Source organism: Streptomyces sp. NPDC101237 (assembly GCF_044767465.1).
Classification (GTDB): domain Bacteria; phylum Actinomycetota; class Actinomycetes; order Streptomycetales; family Streptomycetaceae; genus Streptomyces; species Streptomyces gramineus.
The window spans coordinates 187,695-207,336 of sequence record NZ_JBIWNY010000005.1 but is presented as its reverse complement, the minus strand read 5'-3'; the positions used below and the strand labels follow the sequence as shown (position 1 = coordinate 207,336).

Sequence of the window (19,642 nt, the reverse complement as noted above, 5' to 3'; positions counted from 1 at the left end):
TTCGAAGGCCATCGCGCCGATCAGCGGCCTACTGTGTCTGCGAAGAAGCCCACCGCGGGGTCGCCCGGAGTGCCGACAAGCAGCGCCCGGTCCAAGAGAACGTTGTTGTGCTCGCAGCTCGTCTCCGGGAGCATCACGCAGGCGTGGCAGGCCGCCAAGTTGATTCCGCCGGCACCGGACGCCTCGGTCTCCATGCAGAGCGGGTCCGAGGAACACCACTCGGCACGGCGGATGGCCGAGCGGACGGTGCGTGCGAGGATCTCAGGCTCACCCTGAGCGACCAGACCACCGAGGCTGCCCGCAGAGTCGCTCGTCGCCGTGTAGACGAGTACCCCGGCCATGTCGTCGGCGGCGTACAGGCGCTCGCGCAGGGCGGCCGCGGGATAGCCCGCCTCCAGGCTCCATTCGTTGATGAGGACGTGGGCCAGCGTGTGCAGCAGCACCATGCGCGGGGTGGCGGGCGAGGGAACGACCCGGCTCGGATCGTCGGCCCGCTGCTCCAGCACCCGTTGATGGGCGGTACGCATCCGCTCGACCCGGGCTGCCACCGCCACGGTCTTTGCCCAGGCTCCGAGGCGGTCCTGGTCCAGGCGGAGGAAGACGCCCTCGCCGTGGACCTCCATGGCGGGGAGCCACTGCAGGTCGGAGTCGGACAGCGGGACCTCGTTCGGTTCGGTCGTCGAGTCGGGATCGGCGAGCCGGGTGAACGCCTTGAGCGCGCGCACCTCGCGGAGCTTCTTCACCAGCATCGGGCCCGTGACGCCGAGCGGGTGTAGCACCGTCGTGTCGCCCAGCGGGGTCTCACAGATGAACTGCTCGTCGCGGGAGCGTTCCCGTTCGTCGTTGCCGGCGCGGAGCCGGTCGTACTCCTTGTTGCGCAGCGCCCTGTAGCGGTGATCGAAGGTGGGAGCGTCTTCGCCGTCGGGGTCCTCCTCGCGTTCCGCGTCCAGGAGCGTCATCACCTCGTCCACCGGGACCGGACTCTCGCCCTTGAAGGCAAACTTGAGGCACATCTCCACCTCCGCGCGGCTGTTGAGCTTGCGGAGTTCGTCCCAGTGCTCCGCGAGTGGGTCGGCGCGACCGTCGCTCCACGGCGGGATGGAGAGTGCCGACTTCAGCACCGGCTGCCACACGGTCGAGGAACCGCGCTGGAGGGTGCGCGGGGTCTGGCCGCAGGTCTGGGCGGGGGCGGACGTGCCGAGCCAGGGGCGGGTCCCACGGCAGCGAAGGCCCAGATCCTTGAGTGCGTTCTTACGGAAGGATCCCTCCATCGAGACCTCGGGCACGCCGCAGGTGCACGAGACGAGAATGGATCGGAGCGAGGAACTGCGTCCTGATGAACGGAGCTTGAGGGTTCCACCGCACTGTCCTGCAGTTGCCGCGCCGTGACCGGAAGCGCGGTGGAGCCAGTGCCAGTACGGGAACTCGTCGAGGTGCCCGGACTCGCAGGCGATCACAAAACGGGAGGGGACGAGGTCGGCTTCACAGGTGCCGCAGATGCTCCGGCCGGGGGGAGGGGCGAAGTCGCGGTGCCGACGCAGGTCGTTGCACTCGGGGCAGGAGTGCATGAGCGGGAATCGGCGGACCCGTAGGCCATCCCGGCTGGTGTCATCGGACGCCGGCGGCAACCGGAAGTGATGGATGCCCAGGAGGCGGGCGAGGCGCCGCTCGTGGATCCGGGGGGCCTCGTCGGTGTTCCAGTGCTCGTCAGCCCCGTCCAGGCCGGAGACGATGAAGGATTCCTGGTCGACGGCGACGAGCGAGCCGACGCCGTAGGTGGTGATCGCCTGGGCGCGACGGACAGCACCACGGCGTAGCAGGTTGCGCGCCGGTGCGGCGCCGTCTGCGCCGGTCCGGCGGCGGCGCGCGGGGGGCGGGGTCATCGGGATGCCTCCATGAACAGGGCGGACTCGGCGTCGACGTCGCGCAGGCTCCACAACGTGGGCCACGCCTCGGCGTCCTCGGACTCGTCGTCGTACGGCTTCAGGAGTGAGGGGGTACGACTGCCCCTCTGAGGCTCGAAGAGCAGACCGCCGTGGGTGTCGGCCTCGTTGCACCACCAGTCGACGAACTCGTCGAAGGCATGAGCTACCGCGCTGGTCTCTTCCGGGGTGACTTCTTCGACGCGGTCCAGGAGGACCTGCTTGATGTCCTCTCGAAGGAGATGCTCGTAGGAATCCACCCGGCCGGCCGCGTCGTTGGCTCGGGCCGCCGGAATAAGGATCCGGGCCAGGGCGACGATCACCGCATGCAGGCCCCGCTCGCGGGCGCGGGCGGAGAAGGGAGTGACGGAGGTGGACTCGACCTCGCGGTAGAGGGCGGAATGGAAGTGCAGGAAGTTCTCGTAGTGGGAGCGGTCACGAGAACGGGTCGCATTGAGCATGACCGCGACCAGACCGGGATGGGCACGGCCGACACGGCTCGTGGCCTGGATGTATTCGGCGGTGGTCTGCGGCTGACCCATCACGGCCATCAGGCCGAGTCGGTCCACGTCGACGCCGACCGCGATCATGTTGGTTGCGAGGAGGACATCCACGGTGTCCTCGTCGGGAAGTTTCTTCTCGACGCCTTTGAGACGCGTGGGGATCTCGCTGGCGTCGATCCGGCTCGTTAGCTCCGAGTAGTTGGCGACGGTGCGTACGGCCGCCCCTTCACGCTCGGCGAGCAGTTCCAGGTAGGCCACTACGTCGTCATGGACCTGAAGCTCGGCCGCGGACAGCAGCCGGAGACTGTTGAAGTAGCCGACGAGGCTCCAGTACGCGTCGCGCACCTCGTCCTCGGTCTGTGCGTGCTTGGCCCGATGCAGCAAGGTCGCGTAGGTACGGATCAGAAGGGTGGACTGACTGGTGCCGGGGGCCAGGAGACCGACGTAGCGGCGGCTCGCCTTGTCCTCGCGCGGAGTCTCCACGGCGAACCAGGAGTCACGGGAGTCCAACCCGGCGGGCGGGAACTGACGCACCTCGCGTGCGAAGAGGTGGAGGCCCTGGTCGGCGGCGCGACGGATGGTCGCCGTGGAGGCGATGACCTTGGGGCGACCGGCGAGCATGTCCACCGCGGTCTCGTAGAGGCCGGTGAGCGTACCCAACGGTCCCGAGATCAGGTGAAGTTCGTCCTGAACGATCAGTTCCGGCGGCGGAGTGCGGTCGCTCGGGTCGTCGCGGTTGAAGAGCGCGGCGGTGGCCGGGCGCCATGGCATGGAGGCGAACTTGTCGACCGTGGCGATCACCAACGTCGGCCTGGCGTCGTACACCGCCTCGTCGATCAGGTGGACCGGCAGACCGTCGACGAAGTCGCATTCGGTCCCCGGGCAACGGACGTGCATCCGCTTGGTGTCAAAGTCGACCTCGTAGGCGCGGGCGTCCAAGCGGGTACCGCACCAAGGGCAGGCGTGCAACTGGACGGGGTTCTCGGTGGCGAGTCGCTTGTCGAGATCGCCCTGAAGCTCGGTGAGCCTTCTGTCGGCCTCCTCCAGGGTGTTGGGGGTGGCCGAACGGCCCACCCACATGCCGATCGAGAACTTCTCGTGGCCCAGTTCGGGCGTCTCCCGGCGCATGCGCTCCATGGCGCAGAGCAGGATCGCGGCGCGCTCGAACTGCTGCAGCGTGAGCAGTCGCAGGGTGTAGCGCATGAGCACTGTGACGCCACCACCGTCCGCGCCCTTTCGGATGCGGCGCAGGAACGACGTGAGCGCGATCAGACCGAGGTAGGCCTCCGTCTTGCCACCACCGGTGGGAAACCAGAGCAGGTCGGAGATCTTTCGGTCGTCGTGTTCCGGGTCATCGATGCCGGCGAGGCAGAGCAACACGAACGCGATCTGGAAGGGGCGCCACCGGCCGGCGGTCCGGTCGGGGGCGCCGCTCCGCCCGTTCTTCACCCAGGCACTACGGGCACGCTGGTCGGCCATGGCGTGATTGGCGAGCCGGAACGCCAGCATCAGGTCCGACTTGGTCTCCAGCAGCCGGATGCCCTCACGGATTCGGCCGAGCGCCTCGCGGCAGGCCTCCACCTGATCCTGGGCGGGCTTCGCGAACGCGCCACCGGCCAGAGCGTCCGCCTCGGCCACCTTTCGCCGGATCCAGCTCTCATAGCCTGTGGCGAGCGCCCTCAGCGCGATCAGGACCTCGGCGTCGGGCCGTTCCGCCAAGCCCAGCATGGACAGGGCGGAGCTGTCGATCTCCGGGTTGGAGTCGGTCAGCAGTACCTCCACGGAGGGCACGAACTCGCTCCGTACCTCGGTGACAGCGGCCGGGACAGTGTCGGTCATGCCGATCGGCGGTGGGGTCCAGTCCCATTCGGCGGCGCAGCCGTGACCGATGGCGAAGGTCGGGGCGTGACGGTGCAGCAGTCGGCTGGTGGCGACTTCGGGGTCATGCGAGGCAGCCGACGCAGGGCGATCGACGAACGCGGTGGAGCCGTTGGAGGCACGGACCGCAAGTCCGCACTGGAACAGGCAGAACGCGTCCTGGAGTTCCCGCTCACCGACCTGATGCGTGTTGACCAGAGTGACCGTGATCGTGACGGTGCCGGTGATCGGATCGCGGCGTCGGACGTTGACGCGCAGCGCAGCTCCGTCGGCGAGAGGGAACCTTTTGTCGGGATGGGGTGTGTTCACGTCCACGGACGTGTCGGGGAGGGAAAGCTGCTTGCGTCGCCACTGTTCCCTCTGGTCCGAGGTGGTGCGCGACTCGGCTCGACGAGCCGGGATCGGCTTGCCCTCCGCATCGGTGGGTTCGTAGACGGCGCCGCGTGCCGATATCACGATCGTGTCGCTTATGTTCGGGGCGACCGCGAAGGTCAGGCCCATGGACGAGGGACGGCGGGCGCCCGCGACGCCCACCTCCTGCGCGGTACCGGACTCCTCGACGTTGTCCCGACTGCGCTGCGCGGCGATGTCCAGGCCGTCGTGCTCGGCCTCGTCCTCACGGATCCGCTGCTCCGCTGCCGCGTTCGCCGGACGCGGGTAGAGGACTCCGGCCAGGTAGCGGTCGACAGGCGCGTCCTGGGTGAGGACCTCGTCCCGGTCGGTCGGTGGAGCGTCCGGAGCGGGGCCGAGGAGCTCGCGGCGGAGTCCGACGAGGAGTTCCTCGTCGCGCACCCGATAGTGCTCGGAATACCGACCTGCCACGTCCGTCATGCGTCCTGCTCCTCGTCGTTCTCAGCCCGTCGATACATTCCGATGCCGGTGATCCGTGGGGCGATCCACACGCCTCGGTCACCGAGGCCGGCGTTGGCGCTGGCGGCGACACTTCCCGTCACGGTCTCCAGGGTGTCGATCCGTAGGCCGCGGATCTCGTCGGGCCACCAGGGATCCCACGTGCGGTTGACCTTCTGCACCTGGAAGAGTTCCTCGCGGAACCGCCCGGACGCCTCACCGATCTCCTGCCCGTCGTGCTCGAGCGCGTACGGCGGGCTCTGGAACTCGCCCATCGGCAGGTCATAGCGCTTGCGCAGCACCACTTCCTGCCCTGGACCCACCCGCTCCAGGAGATACGCCTGAGTCGCCACGGCGTCGGCCCCGTGGCCGGGTGGGTCGTCCCGGCAGACGTCGCCCGTCTCGGCGAAGATGCCGAACCTGTCGTACGACCGCCACCCACCGATGTACCTGCGCCCGTTCCTTCGGCCCCCGGCCCTCCGGACCATCGGCAACTCGGGAGACGGTGCGTGGTACAGGTCCTGGCGGGCGCGGGTCATCGCCACATACAGCGCTCGGGCCTCGGCGGGGAGGTCCAGCTCTTCCTTGTGCTGCTTGTGGAGCTCTGCGATGGTCGGCGGGGCCAGAACGATCACCCGGTCGAACTCGAGGCCCTTGGCCCGGTGCACGGTGGAGACGACGATCCGTGCAGTCTCCGGATCGGCCGCCTCGTCGGGGAACCTGCCGTCGGCAGCCAGGTGGCGCAGCCGCTCCAGATCGAGCGCGTTGCGCCCGGTCGTGCGCGTGGCCCGACGCAGAACCTTCCACAGAGCGCTCGTGCTCGGCTCGTACGGCAAGGGTATCCCCGCGAGAAGAGAACGGAACCGATCCTCGGTGAGCCCGGCCGCCTCGGTCCGGCGCAGCAACTCGGCCACCCAGTATGGAACCGGCCGTTCTTCCAGGGATCGCCGGAGCCGGTGCTCGATGCCGTGTTCGTGGAGCAGGCCGGAGAGCACCAGAGCCTGTCGGTTGTCGCGGGTCAGGATCGCGCAGGTGTCGGTGAGGTTCCGCAATCCGTCCAACGCGAACTGATCGGTGAGGTCGCCCATCCCGTTCGCCGGGTCCAGGAGCAGGTCCCGCAGTTCGTCGTAGTACGTCGCCGCCTCGTCCGCATCACTGACCTGCTGGAGGCGGGGGCCGTGCCCCAGCGCGACCCGGGCCTCGGGAGTGACGGCGCGGAAGTTCTCCGTGAGGCGCAGTTCCACCAAGTCGTCGGGGTAGGAACAACGCAGCCACTCGAAGAACCGGCCGATCTCGTCGTTGCGTTCGTCCAGGTTCTCGATCTGGAAGCCGTAGACGGACTGGGCGGCGTCGCCGACCAGAGTGAAGCCGCAGCTGTCCTGGTAGCGGTCGAGCAGCGCCTCCACCAGTTCCCGACGGTGGCCCAACAGGTCCTGCACCTCGTCGACGACCACGTGGGCGGGCGGGACGGCGTCGCCGGACTCCAGCGCGCCCTTCTCGATGGCCCCCATTGCGGCCCGGATCCGCTCGTCGAATGAGGTCGCACCCCACTCCTGATCCGGGTAGGCGTGGACGAGCACCCCGTACGCCCAGGCGTCGAAGGTCTGGGCGCGCACCCGCCGGGCCCGCTCTCCGTGCCGGGCGATCCGCTCGCGCAGCTCTCGCGCAGCGGCCCGGGAGAAGGTGAGCACCAGGATCTCGGCGGCCTCCAACGCCTGGTCGAGATCCTCGTGACCACACAGGGCGTCGAGCCGGCGCACCAAGGTATGCGTCTTGCCGGCCCCCGCGCCGGCGGTGACCAGGACGCGTGCGTCCCAGGGCTGCTCGACAACTGCCTGCTGCTCGGCGGTGAGCGCAGGGCTGTCGAGGTAGGCGTCGGTCACTTACGGCTCCAGAGGTGCTCGAACTGGGTGAATGCGAGCTGGGTGTCGAAGTTGGCGATGTTGTCGCTGACGTTGAGGATCAGACAGGTGTCCTTGCCACCGTTCTTGGGGCCGCGCAGGCCACGCCCGATCATCTGCTGGTAGACGTTGGTGCTGTAGACCGGACGGCCCACCACCACGACGCGGGTGGCGGGCGCGTCGAACCCCTGCGTGAGGACGCCGTAGTTGGTCAGCACCCGGATCCGGCCTGTACGGAAGTCCTCGATCCGCCGGCGTCGGTCCTGGGGACTGGTGGTCGAGTCCACAGCGGCGGCCGGGATGCCGCGGTCGTTCAACATGGCTGCCAGGTACTTGGCATGGTCCACGGAGGTCGCGAAGAGCAGGGTCGGCCAGTTGTCCGGGAGCGAGGCCACCTTGTCGACGATGCGGCGGCTGCGCGCGTGGTCGTCGGCGAGTCGCTGTTCGGCACCGCGAGCGAGTGTTGACATCCGCTCGGCCTGGGCCTTCTCCTCGCGGGTCAGCTCGATCCGACCCCCCTCCAGGGTGTGATGCTCGACCTGGGCGAGCATTCCCCATTCCTGGAGGTCCCGGTACGGATCACCCGACGGGAAGACGCCCTCGTCGAGACGCCGGTTGCCGAAGCGGTTGACCAGCCGGCGGGTCTCCTCCTCGTTGGTGTTGCGAAACGGCGTCGCCGTCAGACCGAGCAGGTGCCGTTCCGTCTCGTACTGAGTGAGTCCCAGCTGCCCCAGGATGTCGGTGTATCGCTTGGAGATGGCGGTGTGCGCCTCGTCCACGATCACCAGTGAGGCCCGTCGCAGCCACGCGTACGGATCGGTTTCGAGGCAACGCTCCAACTTGGCATCGGTGGCGACGACCAGATGCGGGTGGTCGACGACGTCTCCCACCTCGTGACTGCCCCACAGCCGACTGATGGTGAGAGGTCGCTCCGCTCCTACCTTGCTCCATACGAACTTCCAGCTCTGTACGGCTTGTTCGCACAGTTCATCGGTCTGTGCGATCCACAGCAACGGGCCTTTCAGGTCACCGACCCGCTTCACCCAACGGATCACGGCTTCCGCGGTGACTCGGGTCTTGCCGGCGCCGGTGGGCAGAGACAACATGGCGCGCTGCGGTGCCAGCCGGTCGAGGAGAGTGGAGATGTTCCGGACCAGATCCTCCTGGTAGTCGTGGAGCCGGGGAAAGTCCCTCGGGCCGTCCACCGTCTCGAAGGCGGGCGGAGACGGGGTTCTGGATCCGGCGAAGGGCATGGGCAGCCTCAGGTCCGACACGAAGGCGACGGCAGCCGACGATCCCCCGTATGCAACGGGCGCGTTGGGGAACTTCGCCTGGATGTCCCGGGCGTGCTGCTGGAGGACCCCGTCGCCGTGTGCGTTGAAGGCCATCTGCGCGATCCTGTGTCCGGTCGGTTCCGCGTTGTCGGTCTCCTGCAGCTCAGCAGCCATCAGGCCGTCCGGCAGCCCGGACCGCAGGGCCTCCGCTCCTATCAGCAGCTCGATCTTGGTGACCACGTCCTCGACGTCACGTACGGCGTTGAGAGCGGCCTTCGTCTCCATGTCCCGGTTCATGCGTTCCTGGTGCTCCAGCACAGCCCGGCAGCCGGCTGCGCCGAGCCCGAGCGCCAGCTCGTGATCGATCAGTTGCAACATGGGCTCGGGGTCGAGAGGGACCCGGACTTTGATCACGTTTCCCTGGCGTACCACGTCCAGGGAGCGAGGCTTCACGCCGTTCTCGGTCCGGGTCACCTCTTCCAACTCGCTGCATCGCTGCACCATCGTGTTCCGGTTGCCGCTGCTCAATCGCTGGCGCAGGGCGGGGTACAGCTCCAGGAGCGGAACCGGGTCGCCGTCCGGAACCTCGCGGGTCTCCAAGGCCACGGCGGCGGCGTAGCGCTTCATGCCCCACTTCTCGACCATCAACTCGGCGTCCGCGAAGGTCGCCACGAGCAGGGCGGGAAGCTGCTCCGCGCGCAGGGTCCGGTATTCGGTCGTCCCGACCGCTACGGTGATCTCTTCGTCGGGACGGGCGTCCCACGTGTCGCCGATCCGGCAGCGGGTCAGTGAGTCCTCGGGGAAGGCCGCGTCGAACCGGGTCAACATCACGTAGGTGTTGCCGACAAAGGCATCATCCTCGCTTCGGGCCACCTCTGAGAGGAGAGACACCCAATGCTCGGACGGGACCTCGTCGACCGTGGTGGGCAGTCGCAGCTTGCGGGCCTTCTCTGGGGAGATGTCGGATACCGGCAGCACGTCACGGTAGGCGGCGAGCTGCGGTCCGACGGCTTCCTTCAGGGGCTTGATCCCTTGGGAGGTGGCGACCGTGCCGTAATTCTTCAGCATCCAGCGGATCGGCGAGAAGACGGCCTGGCGGGTGTTTGACTGGGCACCGGTTCGGCAGGTCCAGCTGTCCACCACATCGTCGTCGGCAAGAGCCTTCAGAAAAGCGGCGCGGGACTCTTCCGAAAGGGAACGGAAGAGGTGCAACGGGCCACCGATCGCGGAGCCCTCCACCTTGAGCCGACTCAGGGACGGCCGGGGCACGCGCTCATCGAGGCTCCGAAGGAGCGCGGAGTGCACCGCCTCCCGATACTCCTCGAACCAGGACTCGCCCTCCGGCTGCACTCCTGTCGAGGGCCGCTCCCGCAACCCGATCTCCGGGAAGAAGGAGAGGTCGTCCGAGTGGAACTCCTTGTCCACGGCGATGCTCGGGTCGCGCGATGCATCGACCACTACGCCAGGAAGCATGCAGTCACGTACCGGTCGGAACTTCCCGTCGACCGTCCGCACTCGCAGCGTCTCACGAGGCGTCGACACCCGCTCCAGAATCCTGTGCGCGAGCCGGCGACCACCGGCTTGTCGGAACAGCTCCCAGAATCGTTCCCATTCGGTGTCGCCGTAGCCGTCGAAGCCCTGGTCCAGGACGCTCACGAAGCGCCCTTCGGCGTCTGCCTCCCGGATGCCGAGGAGGTTGAGAGAGTGGACGAGTGCCGGGTCCTGGGCGATGTCGTCGACCACGTACACCGTGGTCTCACGCAGGCCTCCCTGGTCCGCGCGACGGAAGACCCGGCCGGGCACAGGCGCGACAAGACCGTGCTCCTCCGTGAGTACGATCCGTGCCTTCCGTGCCTCTTCGACGTACGGAGAGCGAACCTCGATCATGTCCGCGAGGATGCGGATCGCCACTCTCGACGCCTCGGACGTGCGGCACTCCACGAGCGCCTCCAGCCACTCGCGGACGTCGGTCCGCTTATGCCCGGCCGCGTCCAGGATGTGCTCGACCTTCCCGGAGCGCAGAGAGTCGGTCTCGACGCTGGGGTGCAACCAGTTCGTAGGGCGACCGGGGCAGTCGTGCCACATCCGCAGCCAGCCGACGAGGCGTTTTTGATCCTTGTCGAAGCGGGGGTGGACGCGTAGTTCGGTCGGAACGCGAAGAACACCGTCCTGGTCGGGCAACGAGGGGCGTACCGCGGCCTTGGCCCAGATCTCCCGGATCAAGAACTCGTCCGCCCAGCTGATCGCTTCCTTCACACGCTGGGGCAACAGGGGGAGGTAAGCAGCCGGGTCCTCATCCGGGACGAGGGAGGGGAGGGAGTCGACGACGAGCGCTGCCGACACCCTGATCATTTCCTGGTTGAACGGAGAGGAGTCGAGGAGGTTCTGCCGGTCCTCGTTCGTCTTCCAGGCACCGTTGAGGATTCCGCTCAATGACATCTCGTACTTGGTCGGGAAGAAGGACCAGAAGCGTCCCCGGCCACGGGACCTCGGGCTGCCGTACAGGCCGTTGTCCGCATCCTTCTCCAACTCGGGCACGGCCCAGGCGAGATCGAGCGAGAGCCGGCCGTGGAGTTCACCGGCGTCCGCACGGGCGGTCGGGCCGGGCTCGTGGGTGACGGTGAAGACCCGCCAGCGGGCGGTGTCCGTGGGCTTTCCGGTCCGTTCCTCGACCACGGTGTGCAGGTCACCGTTCTGCTCGGTGGTCAGCACCCGGTGGACGAGTGCACGAGGCCGACGGTCCTCCAGGACGACCTTCGCCACGTGCGGGGAGAAGAGCTGGAACCCGACCGGGAACTCCTCACGCTGCTCACCGGGACGGCGCGTGCGACCTCCGTGCATGTCCTGGCCGAGCCGGTCGTTCGCCCCTGCGAGAAGCGGCAGCCGTACGACAGTGGTCGCCCAGGTGAGCAGTTCGTTGAGGATCGTGTCGGATGCGCGTTCCAGGCGCTCGTCGAGTGGGCGGGCCATCCGCAGCACGGGGGCGTCGAACTCGGGACCGTACCGCTCCACGACTCCGGGCACGGACCGGATCTGTCCGTACGACCATGCGCGATCGAAGCCGAAACTGCCGTCTCGGCTGAAGAATTCCGGGGCGTCGGTGACAACGAGGACAGACTTCACCCCCACCCCGAATCGGCCGATCTGCCCCCCGCGTTTGCGAGACATGCTCATGCGAAGAATGGTTTCCGCGCCCGCAGGGGTTACCGGAGTTCCTTCGTTGGCGCAGTAGAGATGGGATTCGGTGAGGACGACGTGCACGGAACCGCCAGGTTCCGCAGCGATTTCGTCGGCCGCGTTCTGGACGAGTTCGAAGAGCTGCCGGTCGCCGTATCCGCCTTGGGTGATGCGCCGTTCGCCGTTCGAGTGCTCCGCGACCAGTCCCGGGTCGACTTCGTACGTCTGCAGAACCCGGGAGGACTGCTCGATCACGGTTCTGAGCACAGCGGTCGGTTCAGCGGACACGGGTCTCCGATCGTCGAGCGTGGGTGAGGCGGGTGATGTCACGGACGCGATTCGGGCCCAAGTGGTTGCATGGAAGACCGACGTACGCGGGAAGGGCGGATTAGCAGTCGCATTCGATCGCGAGCTTTGGACGCTGCGTCAAAAGGGTGCTTGCTCTTTCGGGCAGAGCGGATTTGAACTCGGGGCAAATCGAGAAGCAGTGAAGTGTGCATCGCGAAAGGAGCGAAGGCGATCTGTCCGGAGCAAGGCACACCTGTGGCAGGCCGGAAGGAATGTTTCTCCCGAAGCAGGTGGGGCTGCTGCTCAGGGACGCTAGCGGATTCGAATTGGCGTGCGCAAGTGCCGTGCTGGCGAGATCTGTTGGACGTTGAAGCGGAAGCTTCCGGTCCGCATTGTGGAGCAGCCTGCGGTGGATATAAGAGACGTGGGTCGCGAATCTGGATGATTGGGATCCGTTGATTGGGGCGGATGGCCCCTGCGGGAGTCAAAGTTCCTTTGACAGTCGTCCCTTGTGTCAACGCTGAGGGTAGGGTTGAGATCGACATAGGTAGTGAGCCGAGACCGGAGCACAGGTGACCGTGGAAGCAGGCGAGGACTTCGGTCCGTGGTTGGCGCGGCAGTTGAAGCTGGCCCGTATGACCCAGACCCAGCTGGCCGAGACGGTGGACGTGACGCGCGCGGCCGTTTCCGCTTGGATCACCGGACGGGCCACGCCGAGGCCGGAGACGATCGAACGGATAGCCCGGGCTCTGGACACCGACCTGGCCACCGTGCACACGCGCACCACCGACACCTTGGCCGGCCTGCCCATCGGTTGGTACCACCGCCCGGGACACGCCGACGGTGGGCGGGAGCTGGGCAACGCCGCGGCATTCGCCTTCGACGCCGATGTGGGAGTGTTGGCACGTGAGACCTGCCAGAACAGCCTCGACGAGCGGCTGACCGACAACGACCGTCCGGTCCGAGTGCGCTACACCATCCATGAGCTCACAGGTGAGGCACTGGACGCCTTCCGGAGGGCCATCCTCTGGGACGATCTCCACCCGCACTACACGGCCGTCTCGGAGGCCGCTTCCCAGCAGAAGGTCGGACGCGTCGTGGACGCCGGGGTTCGCGACATGTTCGAGAAGAGCCGATTGGTTCTTCTCCGGGTCGACGACTACAACGCCTCGGGTCTCACCGGCGACGACTACGACGACGGCAAGTTCTCCGCAGTCGTCCGTCGCCAGTTGGAGAGCCTCAAGTCGGGAAACAGCGCTGGTGGTTCGTACGGTCTCGGCAAGGCGACGCTGTGGGCGACCAGTGCGCTCGGCCTGGTCCTGATCAATTCCACACTCTCCGTGCCCCACGAGGGCCGAACCGAGCGCCGTGTCATCGGACGACTCGAGCTGCCGTGGCGCTTCGTCGACGGGCGCCCGTACGCGGGCCCCGCCTGGCTGGGACGCCCGGATCCTGACAGCCTCGGCGCGGAAGTGGCTCGCTCCTGGTGGGCCGACGAGGAGGCGGTCGCGAGCCTCTATCTCGACCGCGACAGCGAGGAGCCGGGGACCTCCTTCCTCATCGTCGGAGCGCATGACGTGGCGAGCCTCGACCAGAGCACTCTCGACCTCGATGTCGAGGACGAGGCCGAAGGCGACGACGGAACCCGCGACATCCGAGCCATGCACCGTCGGTTGGTCGAAGCGCTCGGGCGAGACTTCTGGGCCGCGATGACCAGCGGCGGAAGCCGGCTGCCCCTGCTGGAGACCTCGGTCCGCACCTTGCGCAACGGTGAGGTCGTCATCGAGGAGGAGAAGGTCGACCCCGCTGTCCACCAACCCTCTCGAACCCGGGCGCTGCGTGCCTTCTACGACGGGACGACTGTGGACCGGCTCACCGAGGCCGGCCAGGTCGCTCTCCGCACGGTCCCTTTCCGGCTGCCGCTCTCCGGAGGTCGTCGGGGCACGCTCGGCAGCCATCCCGCGGTGCTCCTGGTCACGGACGCCGAGGACGCGGACGGCGTCTCGAACCAGGTCCACTCGCTGCGAGGCAATCGGATGACCATCAAGAGGTCCGGAGTCTCGGGGCTTCCGCTGGGTGTCAACGCCTTTCAGGCCGTTCTCCTGATGGGGCAGGCGGCGGGCGAGTCGATCCCCTTCGCTGAGGAGGCCGAGGAATTCCTACGTGCGGCCGAGCCTCCGGAGCACGATCGTTGGGGGCAGACCGAGGAGTTGACACTCCGCTGGTCGCACACGGCACACCATCGCATCGCGCGGTTGACCACCGAGGTCAACGCCGCCGTGAAAGAAGTGGTTGCCCGGCCGAAGCGTGCCGGTGGCCAGGAGAGCGCGAAGCTGCGGAAGGCGCTGACCGTCCCGCGCAAGGCAGTGCACAGGCGTAGTTCCGGGTCTGTCCTGCCGGAGTTGGATGCGCTCGACGCCTCGATCGGCGCGAGCGGAGAGTGGCAGATCACCGCCGAGGTGAAGCTGCCTCGTGGCGACGACGAACTGCCTGCCATGACACCGGTGGTTCTGCTGGACGTACGGTCGGGCAGTCGTCCCAAGCTCACCTGGGCCGAACTCGTCGCCGTTGAAGGCTGCGAGGTCGAGGACGGTGCGCTCCGTTTCATGCCTCGTGCCCGGAGAGCCGTTTTCAGGGGTTGCACCGACATCGCCGGTCATCCGGTCCGTACGGCACTCACTCGGCTCGTTCTCGAACTCCGTGCCGGCAAGGGGGAGTGAGGCGTGAAGTTCTACCCCTACAAGCGACTCAACCGTCCGATCACTCTCCGGGTGACCTCGGCTTCCCTCAAGTTGCCCGACGGCTCCAGGGACCACCTGGACACTTCGGCGTACTCCACACCACACCGGAGCGTGGCTCTTGGCGTGGCGCAGCACGAGGACTGGGTGTCGGCCAGGATAGGCCTGTCCGCCACCCTGCCACCCGGCGCCACCGCGGCAGATGCTCCATGGAGCGGTCTGCGGGTCCTGGCGGTCCTCACGGACGGTGAGACCAATGTGCGTACCGCAGTCGACCTTCGACAGGACGCCCCGGATAGCAAGGAGTGGTCGGGGGACATCGAGGTGTTCCGTGACGATCACCTGGGCCGTGCCGCCCTTGCTGCTCAGGCTGTTGCCACGGTCGACGCCGTGCCCGGCAGAGCAATCGCCGAGACCGACGAGGACTGGACCGTCGATGTGCTTGCCGAGGAGCCGCTCGGTGGGCTTCGACTCGAAGCGAAGCAGATGAGTTTCTCGAAGACCGCGCGCGAATGGCTGCACGCCTACTCCGATGCGCCGTGGATCGTGGATGCCTCGGGGCGTGTTCCGACAGTGTTCGTCAACACCGACATCGAAGGTTTCTCCGATCTCCTCGGCGGTGACAGTGGGGGCATCGAGAGCAAGGTCCACGAGATGCTGGTCTCCCAGATGTCGACCGACGTGTGGACCGCGGTGTTCCACAGCTCGGTGGGCGACCTGGAGATCGAACCCGATGGCACGCCGGTCTTTCCCACTGACTGGCAAGGCGAAGTTCTGAGGGAGATGCTCCCTGACGTGGTGCCCGGCGTCCATGTCGAAGAAGCGCTGCACCAGGTCCACCGCCGCCGTACCGGGGACGCCGGGTGGGTGGAGCTCCAGACCCGTATCCATTACGCCGCCGTGCGACGTGCCGGGGCGAGCAAGGCACTCGCCAATGCTCTGCGCGCACTCCAGCAGATGAACCGAGGTGACAGAGCATGATCGAGAAGCCGCACCACCTTCCCCGGCGGCTGGGCCTGCTGTCCGCGACGGCGGCCGATCCGTTCCTTGGTGAGGACCTGCTCAGGGGGACCCAGGGGCACGGAGGCGTCGATCTCGCCAAGGTCGTCGAACGGTTGCCGGAGGACGATGCCCGTTGGGAGGCCGAACCGCTCAGGGAACTCGTGGAGGACGCGATGCACGCGTTCCGGGACAGGCGGACCGAGGCCGATGCCTGGTTGGCGCCCCGACTCCACGCGACCCTCCGCGTCACTCGGCGGGAGGCCGCCGACCGAAGGCTCTGGACCCATCTCGCGCTTGCCGTCGCCCCGGACTACGTGGCCTGGCGACATCTCTCGGTGCCCGCGTCGGGCGGTGGCGAGCCGCGCATCAACCGTGCCCGTTTCAAGGGCGCGCTCGACCGGCAGTGTTTCTCGCGTCTGTGGTGGGCGGCGGAGATGTTCCGGGACGGCAAGGACTACTCCCCGGTCGTCGCGGCCTGCGGCAACCAGGATCTGATCCACTCCGCACTACGGCGTGATCTGATCGACCACCGCCCCACGGCCCAGGCTCTGATACGCGTCCTGGGACGTGGGGTCGCCGGCACCGGCCGTGAGATCGAGGGACTCATGACGGCGATCAACGCCGCCGGAGCGACTTTGGTCTACGACGCGCTGGCCCCGGACGAGCCGCGCGATCCGGAAGCGCTCCGCCAGTGGGTCGCGGCGGCCGAGTCCGCTCCTCCGGTGCCGCGGCACTTTCTGCCGGACGGCCCCGACGACGGCCCCGTTCCGGAGGAGTCGGTGGTCGCACTCACCGACTACTTCGCCGAGCTTTTCGAGACCGCCCCGGTCAGGGGTCGGGCGCCTCAGGGGTGAAGGGGAGGCGTCATCTGCCTGCCAGCGGGTGGCCCTTCAGATCGCGGTGGCCTCGCCTCTTCGTCGGCCGCTCAGGCTTCTCCCAGGACTCCAGCTTCTCGGCGGCTCTCTGTAGCCGGGCTCTGGCCCTCTTGCCTTTCAGCTCGGGTTCGAGCACATGCTGCAGCACGTGCAGGGCGAGCCTGGGGGGCACAGCGTTACCGATCTGCTGGGACACGTCGTTGCCGCTCCAGGGATATTCGACGGGGAACGTCTGGAGCACTCCTGCCTCGGCGTTGGCGAAGCGGTCGAACTGTGCGAGATCGGCGTCGGTGTCCTTGTGCACCAAGCGGTTCCGGGACACCTTCCCGGTGATCGTCGCAGAAGGAGCATCGTGGTCGCGTCGACCACGTGCCTCGGGGTCCCCGCCGGTCCCGTAGTTCGAGACGACGGTGAAAGGTGGACGGTTGTTCACCTTCTCGGGTGAGATCTTCCGTGCCTTCTGGAGGGCCGTCTCCATCGACACCCAGGGCTCTTTCGGAACGTCTTCGGCATTGTCGTCCGATGCATCCCAGGGAAGGGTATCCGCGAGGCCTGCCTTCGGCGGCAGGGAGGCGCGGACCCCCGGCTGATAGCGCTCGTGCGTCTCGGCCACGTCGGGAAGGGGTTCGTCCGGGGAGGTCGTGGGATCGAGTCGGGCCATCAGTACCGCACGCCGCCGAGTCTGGGGCACACCGAATTCCTCGGTGTGCATGTACTGCCGCTTGGTCCGGTACCCGAGAGAGGCGAGGACTTCGGCGTACTCCTTCCACACCGGCATCACTGCGGGCACCTGCTCGAGAATCACAGCCGCGTAAGGCGTCGAACCGGGGCGTCTGCTCCGTTCGATCACCCACCAGAGGGGCTGCAGGACCAATCCTGTCCGCTCGTCACCCAGCTCGTCGAGCTTCGCCCTCAGTACGTTGAGCCCGTCGTCCAGAACGATGAACTCCTCGAGCAGTGCATTGAGTTCGTCGTCGCCGTCCGGGACCTCGAGACCGTTCGGCGTCCTGAGCCCCTTCAAGAAGATCTTGATCTGGTCCGGGGGACATCCAAGCTCCATCAGCCTGTGCCGCATGGCCCTGCGTTTCGTGGCCCGGAATTCTTCGATCTTGCGCTTCTCGGCCCTGACCTTCTTCGCTTCGATCTCTTTCCGCCGAAGCTCCTCCGAGATCTCTCTCCAGGTTCGGAAGATCTTGATCCAGTCCGGGTTCTCGGTACGCACGGCGGTGTGCAGGCGCTCGATGTACTCGACCACCTGGTCCAAGGCCCGCCGTCCCGCTCCGTGGCCTGCAACGGTGAAAGTCTGGCAGGGTGGCCCCCCGGTCAGCACCTGAGCACGTGGGAAGAAGGATGCGCGATACTGCCGGACATCTCCCTGGAAAGTGTCCATCCCCGCTTCTTCACGGGTGGCGCAGGCTCCCGAGTCCCATTCGATGCCGGTGACCTCGTACCCCAGAACATGCGCTGCCACATCCAGTCCACCAGGGCCCGCGAAAAGGTCCAAAATGCGAAAATTCGCAGGTGGGGAGTATAGGTCGTCGATGTGGCTCATGGGCTTGAAGTGTAGCCGGCGATCGAGTGTGTCGGCCCCCACAACGCCTCGGCCACCGCCCGGCCGAGTGCCTCACCCACAGCCGGCGGCACGGCGTTGCCCACCTGGCGATAGCGGGCGGTCTTACCACCGGCGAAGCGCCAGCCCTCGGGGAAACCCTGGAGGAGAGCCGTCTGGTCCACCGTGATCCGTACCAGCCCGTCGTCGCCCAGGGACGGATCCCACTTGAAGTCGGGACCGGGCGGCTCGTTCCCGAACGATTTCGTGTAGACCCCCATCCGTTGCCACTTCGCCTTGGTGCCACTCGGGCCGAAGTCCGGCCCTCCGTGCGTCTTGGATCCACCCACCAGGGTCGGAGCCACACTCGTTGCCTGGGCCGCCCAGTGGTCGGCATCCGGCCAACCATTGGAACGCATCGAAGGCGCCAGCACCTCGCCGACCGATACATGCTCCTGGACAGTGCGGCGAGGTGGCCGGAAAGACCGTGCCCACCGCTGCTTGACGGCCACCAGAATGCCCTGCCTGCGGTCCTGGGGGACTCCGAAATCGGCGGCGTTCAGGACGAACCAGATCAGCTCGTAGCCGAGGTGCTCCAACTCCTTGCGGAGGAAGTCTCGTATCGGTGCGAAGGAGTCCTCATCGACCAAGGTGGGCACGTTCTCGATGATCAGCGCACGTGGCTGGACGGCGTGCACCAGGTAGGCGGTCGCCTCGATGAGTCGGAGTTCGGTGTCCGACGACCGGCGCATCGCCGCCGCGCTCGACTTCACCCTGGGGAGACCGGCCGAGAGCAGATCGACGTCGTACACCTCAGGGTGGTCCACCGGATCGAAGTCGACGAGATCCGCACGCAACACGTTCCAGCGCGGCCGATTGGTCTTGAGCGTGTCGCAGGCGTACGGCTCGACGTCCAGCAGGAGGCGCGGGGCGAACCCGGCTCGCTCCAGGCCCAGGGCAAGGCCGCCGCCTCCCGCACACACGTCGACGAACGTCGGCCCGGTCACATGACCCTCCGGTGGGGGCGTACTCGCTCGACTGCACGGCGTCGTCGGACCGTCTCCGCGATACGGGAAGCCACCGCGTCGGGCGCCTCGTGCTCCCAGAACCGCAGGACTTCCCACCCGGCGATCACGAGGTGCTCGGTCGTCTCCGCGTCGCGAGCCATATTGCGGTCCAGCTTCTGTCGCCACCACTGTGCGTTCGACTTCGGCTGCGTTGCGTGTTCCGGGCACCCGTGCCAGAAGCACCCGTCGATCAGGACGGCGACCTTGACCGATGTGAAGGCCACATCGATCCGGCGTCGTGCCATACCCGGCACCGGGTACTCCACGCGGTAGCGCAGCCCGGCCGCGTGCAGCAGGCGCCGTACGGCCAGCTCGGCCCCCGTGTCCTTGCTCGCCTGCCTGCTCATGCGGGCCGAGACACCAGGAGAGGAAGGCGTCACGATGTTCACAGTCGTCGATCCTCACGAACGCACGTCGTCACGATCTATGGTCGTCGACTCCGCCCAGGTCGAGTCGATCGCACGGAACCGTACCAAGGGACGGCCACCCCTGGCCCCTGCGCTGTGGGGGGCGACGAAGCTCACGACGACGTTCGGGCTAGAGCGTCGATCGAGTTGTCGATCAGGTCGGCGATCGCCGCATCGAAGCTGTAGCCCTGGGGCGGCCGGCCACGGACCGG

At 67.3% G+C, this 19,642-nt stretch carries 10 protein-coding genes; 3 read left to right on the top strand and 7 right to left on the bottom strand.

Annotation, left to right across the window (positions count from 1 at the left end; all coding sequences use genetic code 11):
* Positions 1-20: 20 nt before the first annotated feature.
* Genes drmB through ACIRQ9_RS10305 form a run of 4 tightly spaced genes read right to left on the bottom strand, consistent with a single transcriptional unit; the run spans position 21 to position 11,792 of the window.
* Positions 21-1,883 carry a DrmB family protein gene (gene drmB, locus ACIRQ9_RS10320; protein WP_404169483.1) on the bottom strand — a complete coding sequence of 621 codons (1,863 nt, stop codon included), beginning with the start codon at positions 1,881-1,883 and terminating at the stop codon, positions 21-23.
* Positions 1,880-5,134 carry a helicase-related protein gene (locus ACIRQ9_RS10315; RefSeq protein ID WP_404169480.1) on the bottom strand — a complete coding sequence of 1,085 codons (3,255 nt, stop codon included), beginning with the start codon at positions 5,132-5,134 and terminating at the stop codon, positions 1,880-1,882. The genes drmB and ACIRQ9_RS10315 overlap by 4 nt, the downstream gene beginning before the upstream one ends.
* Positions 5,131-7,035: a UvrD-helicase domain-containing protein gene (locus tag ACIRQ9_RS10310; protein ID WP_404169477.1), complete on the bottom strand. Its 1,905-nt coding sequence runs from the start codon at positions 7,033-7,035 to the stop codon at positions 5,131-5,133. Before ACIRQ9_RS10310 ends, ACIRQ9_RS10315 begins: the two co-directional genes overlap by 4 nt.
* Positions 7,032-11,792 (bottom strand): DEAD/DEAH box helicase, encoded by a 4,761-nt coding sequence (locus ACIRQ9_RS10305; protein ID WP_404169475.1) that lies wholly within the window; start codon positions 11,790-11,792, stop codon positions 7,032-7,034. The genes ACIRQ9_RS10310 and ACIRQ9_RS10305 overlap by 4 nt, the downstream gene beginning before the upstream one ends.
* 578 nt (positions 11,793-12,370) lie before the next feature.
* Between ACIRQ9_RS10305 and ACIRQ9_RS10300 the strand changes: the two genes are divergently transcribed.
* Genes ACIRQ9_RS10300 through ACIRQ9_RS10290 form a run of 3 tightly spaced genes read left to right on the top strand, consistent with a single transcriptional unit; the run spans position 12,371 to position 16,386 of the window.
* Positions 12,371-14,512 carry a helix-turn-helix transcriptional regulator gene (locus ACIRQ9_RS10300; RefSeq protein ID WP_404169890.1) on the top strand — a complete coding sequence of 714 codons (2,142 nt, stop codon included), beginning with the start codon at positions 12,371-12,373 and terminating at the stop codon, positions 14,510-14,512.
* 3 nt (positions 14,513-14,515) lie between these two features.
* Positions 14,516-15,511, top strand: coding sequence for a hypothetical protein (locus ACIRQ9_RS10295; protein WP_404169472.1), 996 nt, complete (start codon positions 14,516-14,518; stop codon positions 15,509-15,511).
* Entirely contained in the window at positions 15,508-16,386 is an 879-nt protein-coding gene (locus tag ACIRQ9_RS10290; RefSeq protein ID WP_404169470.1) for a DUF6339 family protein, read from the top strand. Before ACIRQ9_RS10295 ends, ACIRQ9_RS10290 begins: the two co-directional genes overlap by 4 nt.
* A gap of 10 nt (positions 16,387-16,396) precedes the next feature.
* On the opposite strand, the gene ACIRQ9_RS10285 is transcribed toward ACIRQ9_RS10290, so the two are convergent.
* The 3 genes from ACIRQ9_RS10285 to ACIRQ9_RS10275 are packed head-to-tail and all read right to left on the bottom strand — an operon-like array spanning position 16,397 to position 19,370.
* Positions 16,397-17,959: a DNA cytosine methyltransferase gene (locus tag ACIRQ9_RS10285; RefSeq protein ID WP_404169467.1), complete on the bottom strand. Its 1,563-nt coding sequence runs from the start codon at positions 17,957-17,959 to the stop codon at positions 16,397-16,399.
* Positions 17,956-18,963 (bottom strand): DNA cytosine methyltransferase, encoded by a 1,008-nt coding sequence (locus tag ACIRQ9_RS10280; protein WP_404169464.1) that lies wholly within the window; start codon positions 18,961-18,963, stop codon positions 17,956-17,958. The genes ACIRQ9_RS10285 and ACIRQ9_RS10280 overlap by 4 nt, the downstream gene beginning before the upstream one ends.
* On the bottom strand, positions 18,960-19,370 hold the full coding sequence (locus tag ACIRQ9_RS10275) for a very short patch repair endonuclease (protein ID WP_404169461.1): 411 nt from the start codon (positions 19,368-19,370) through the stop codon (positions 18,960-18,962). The genes ACIRQ9_RS10280 and ACIRQ9_RS10275 overlap by 4 nt, the downstream gene beginning before the upstream one ends.
* Positions 19,371-19,642 lie beyond the last annotated feature (272 nt).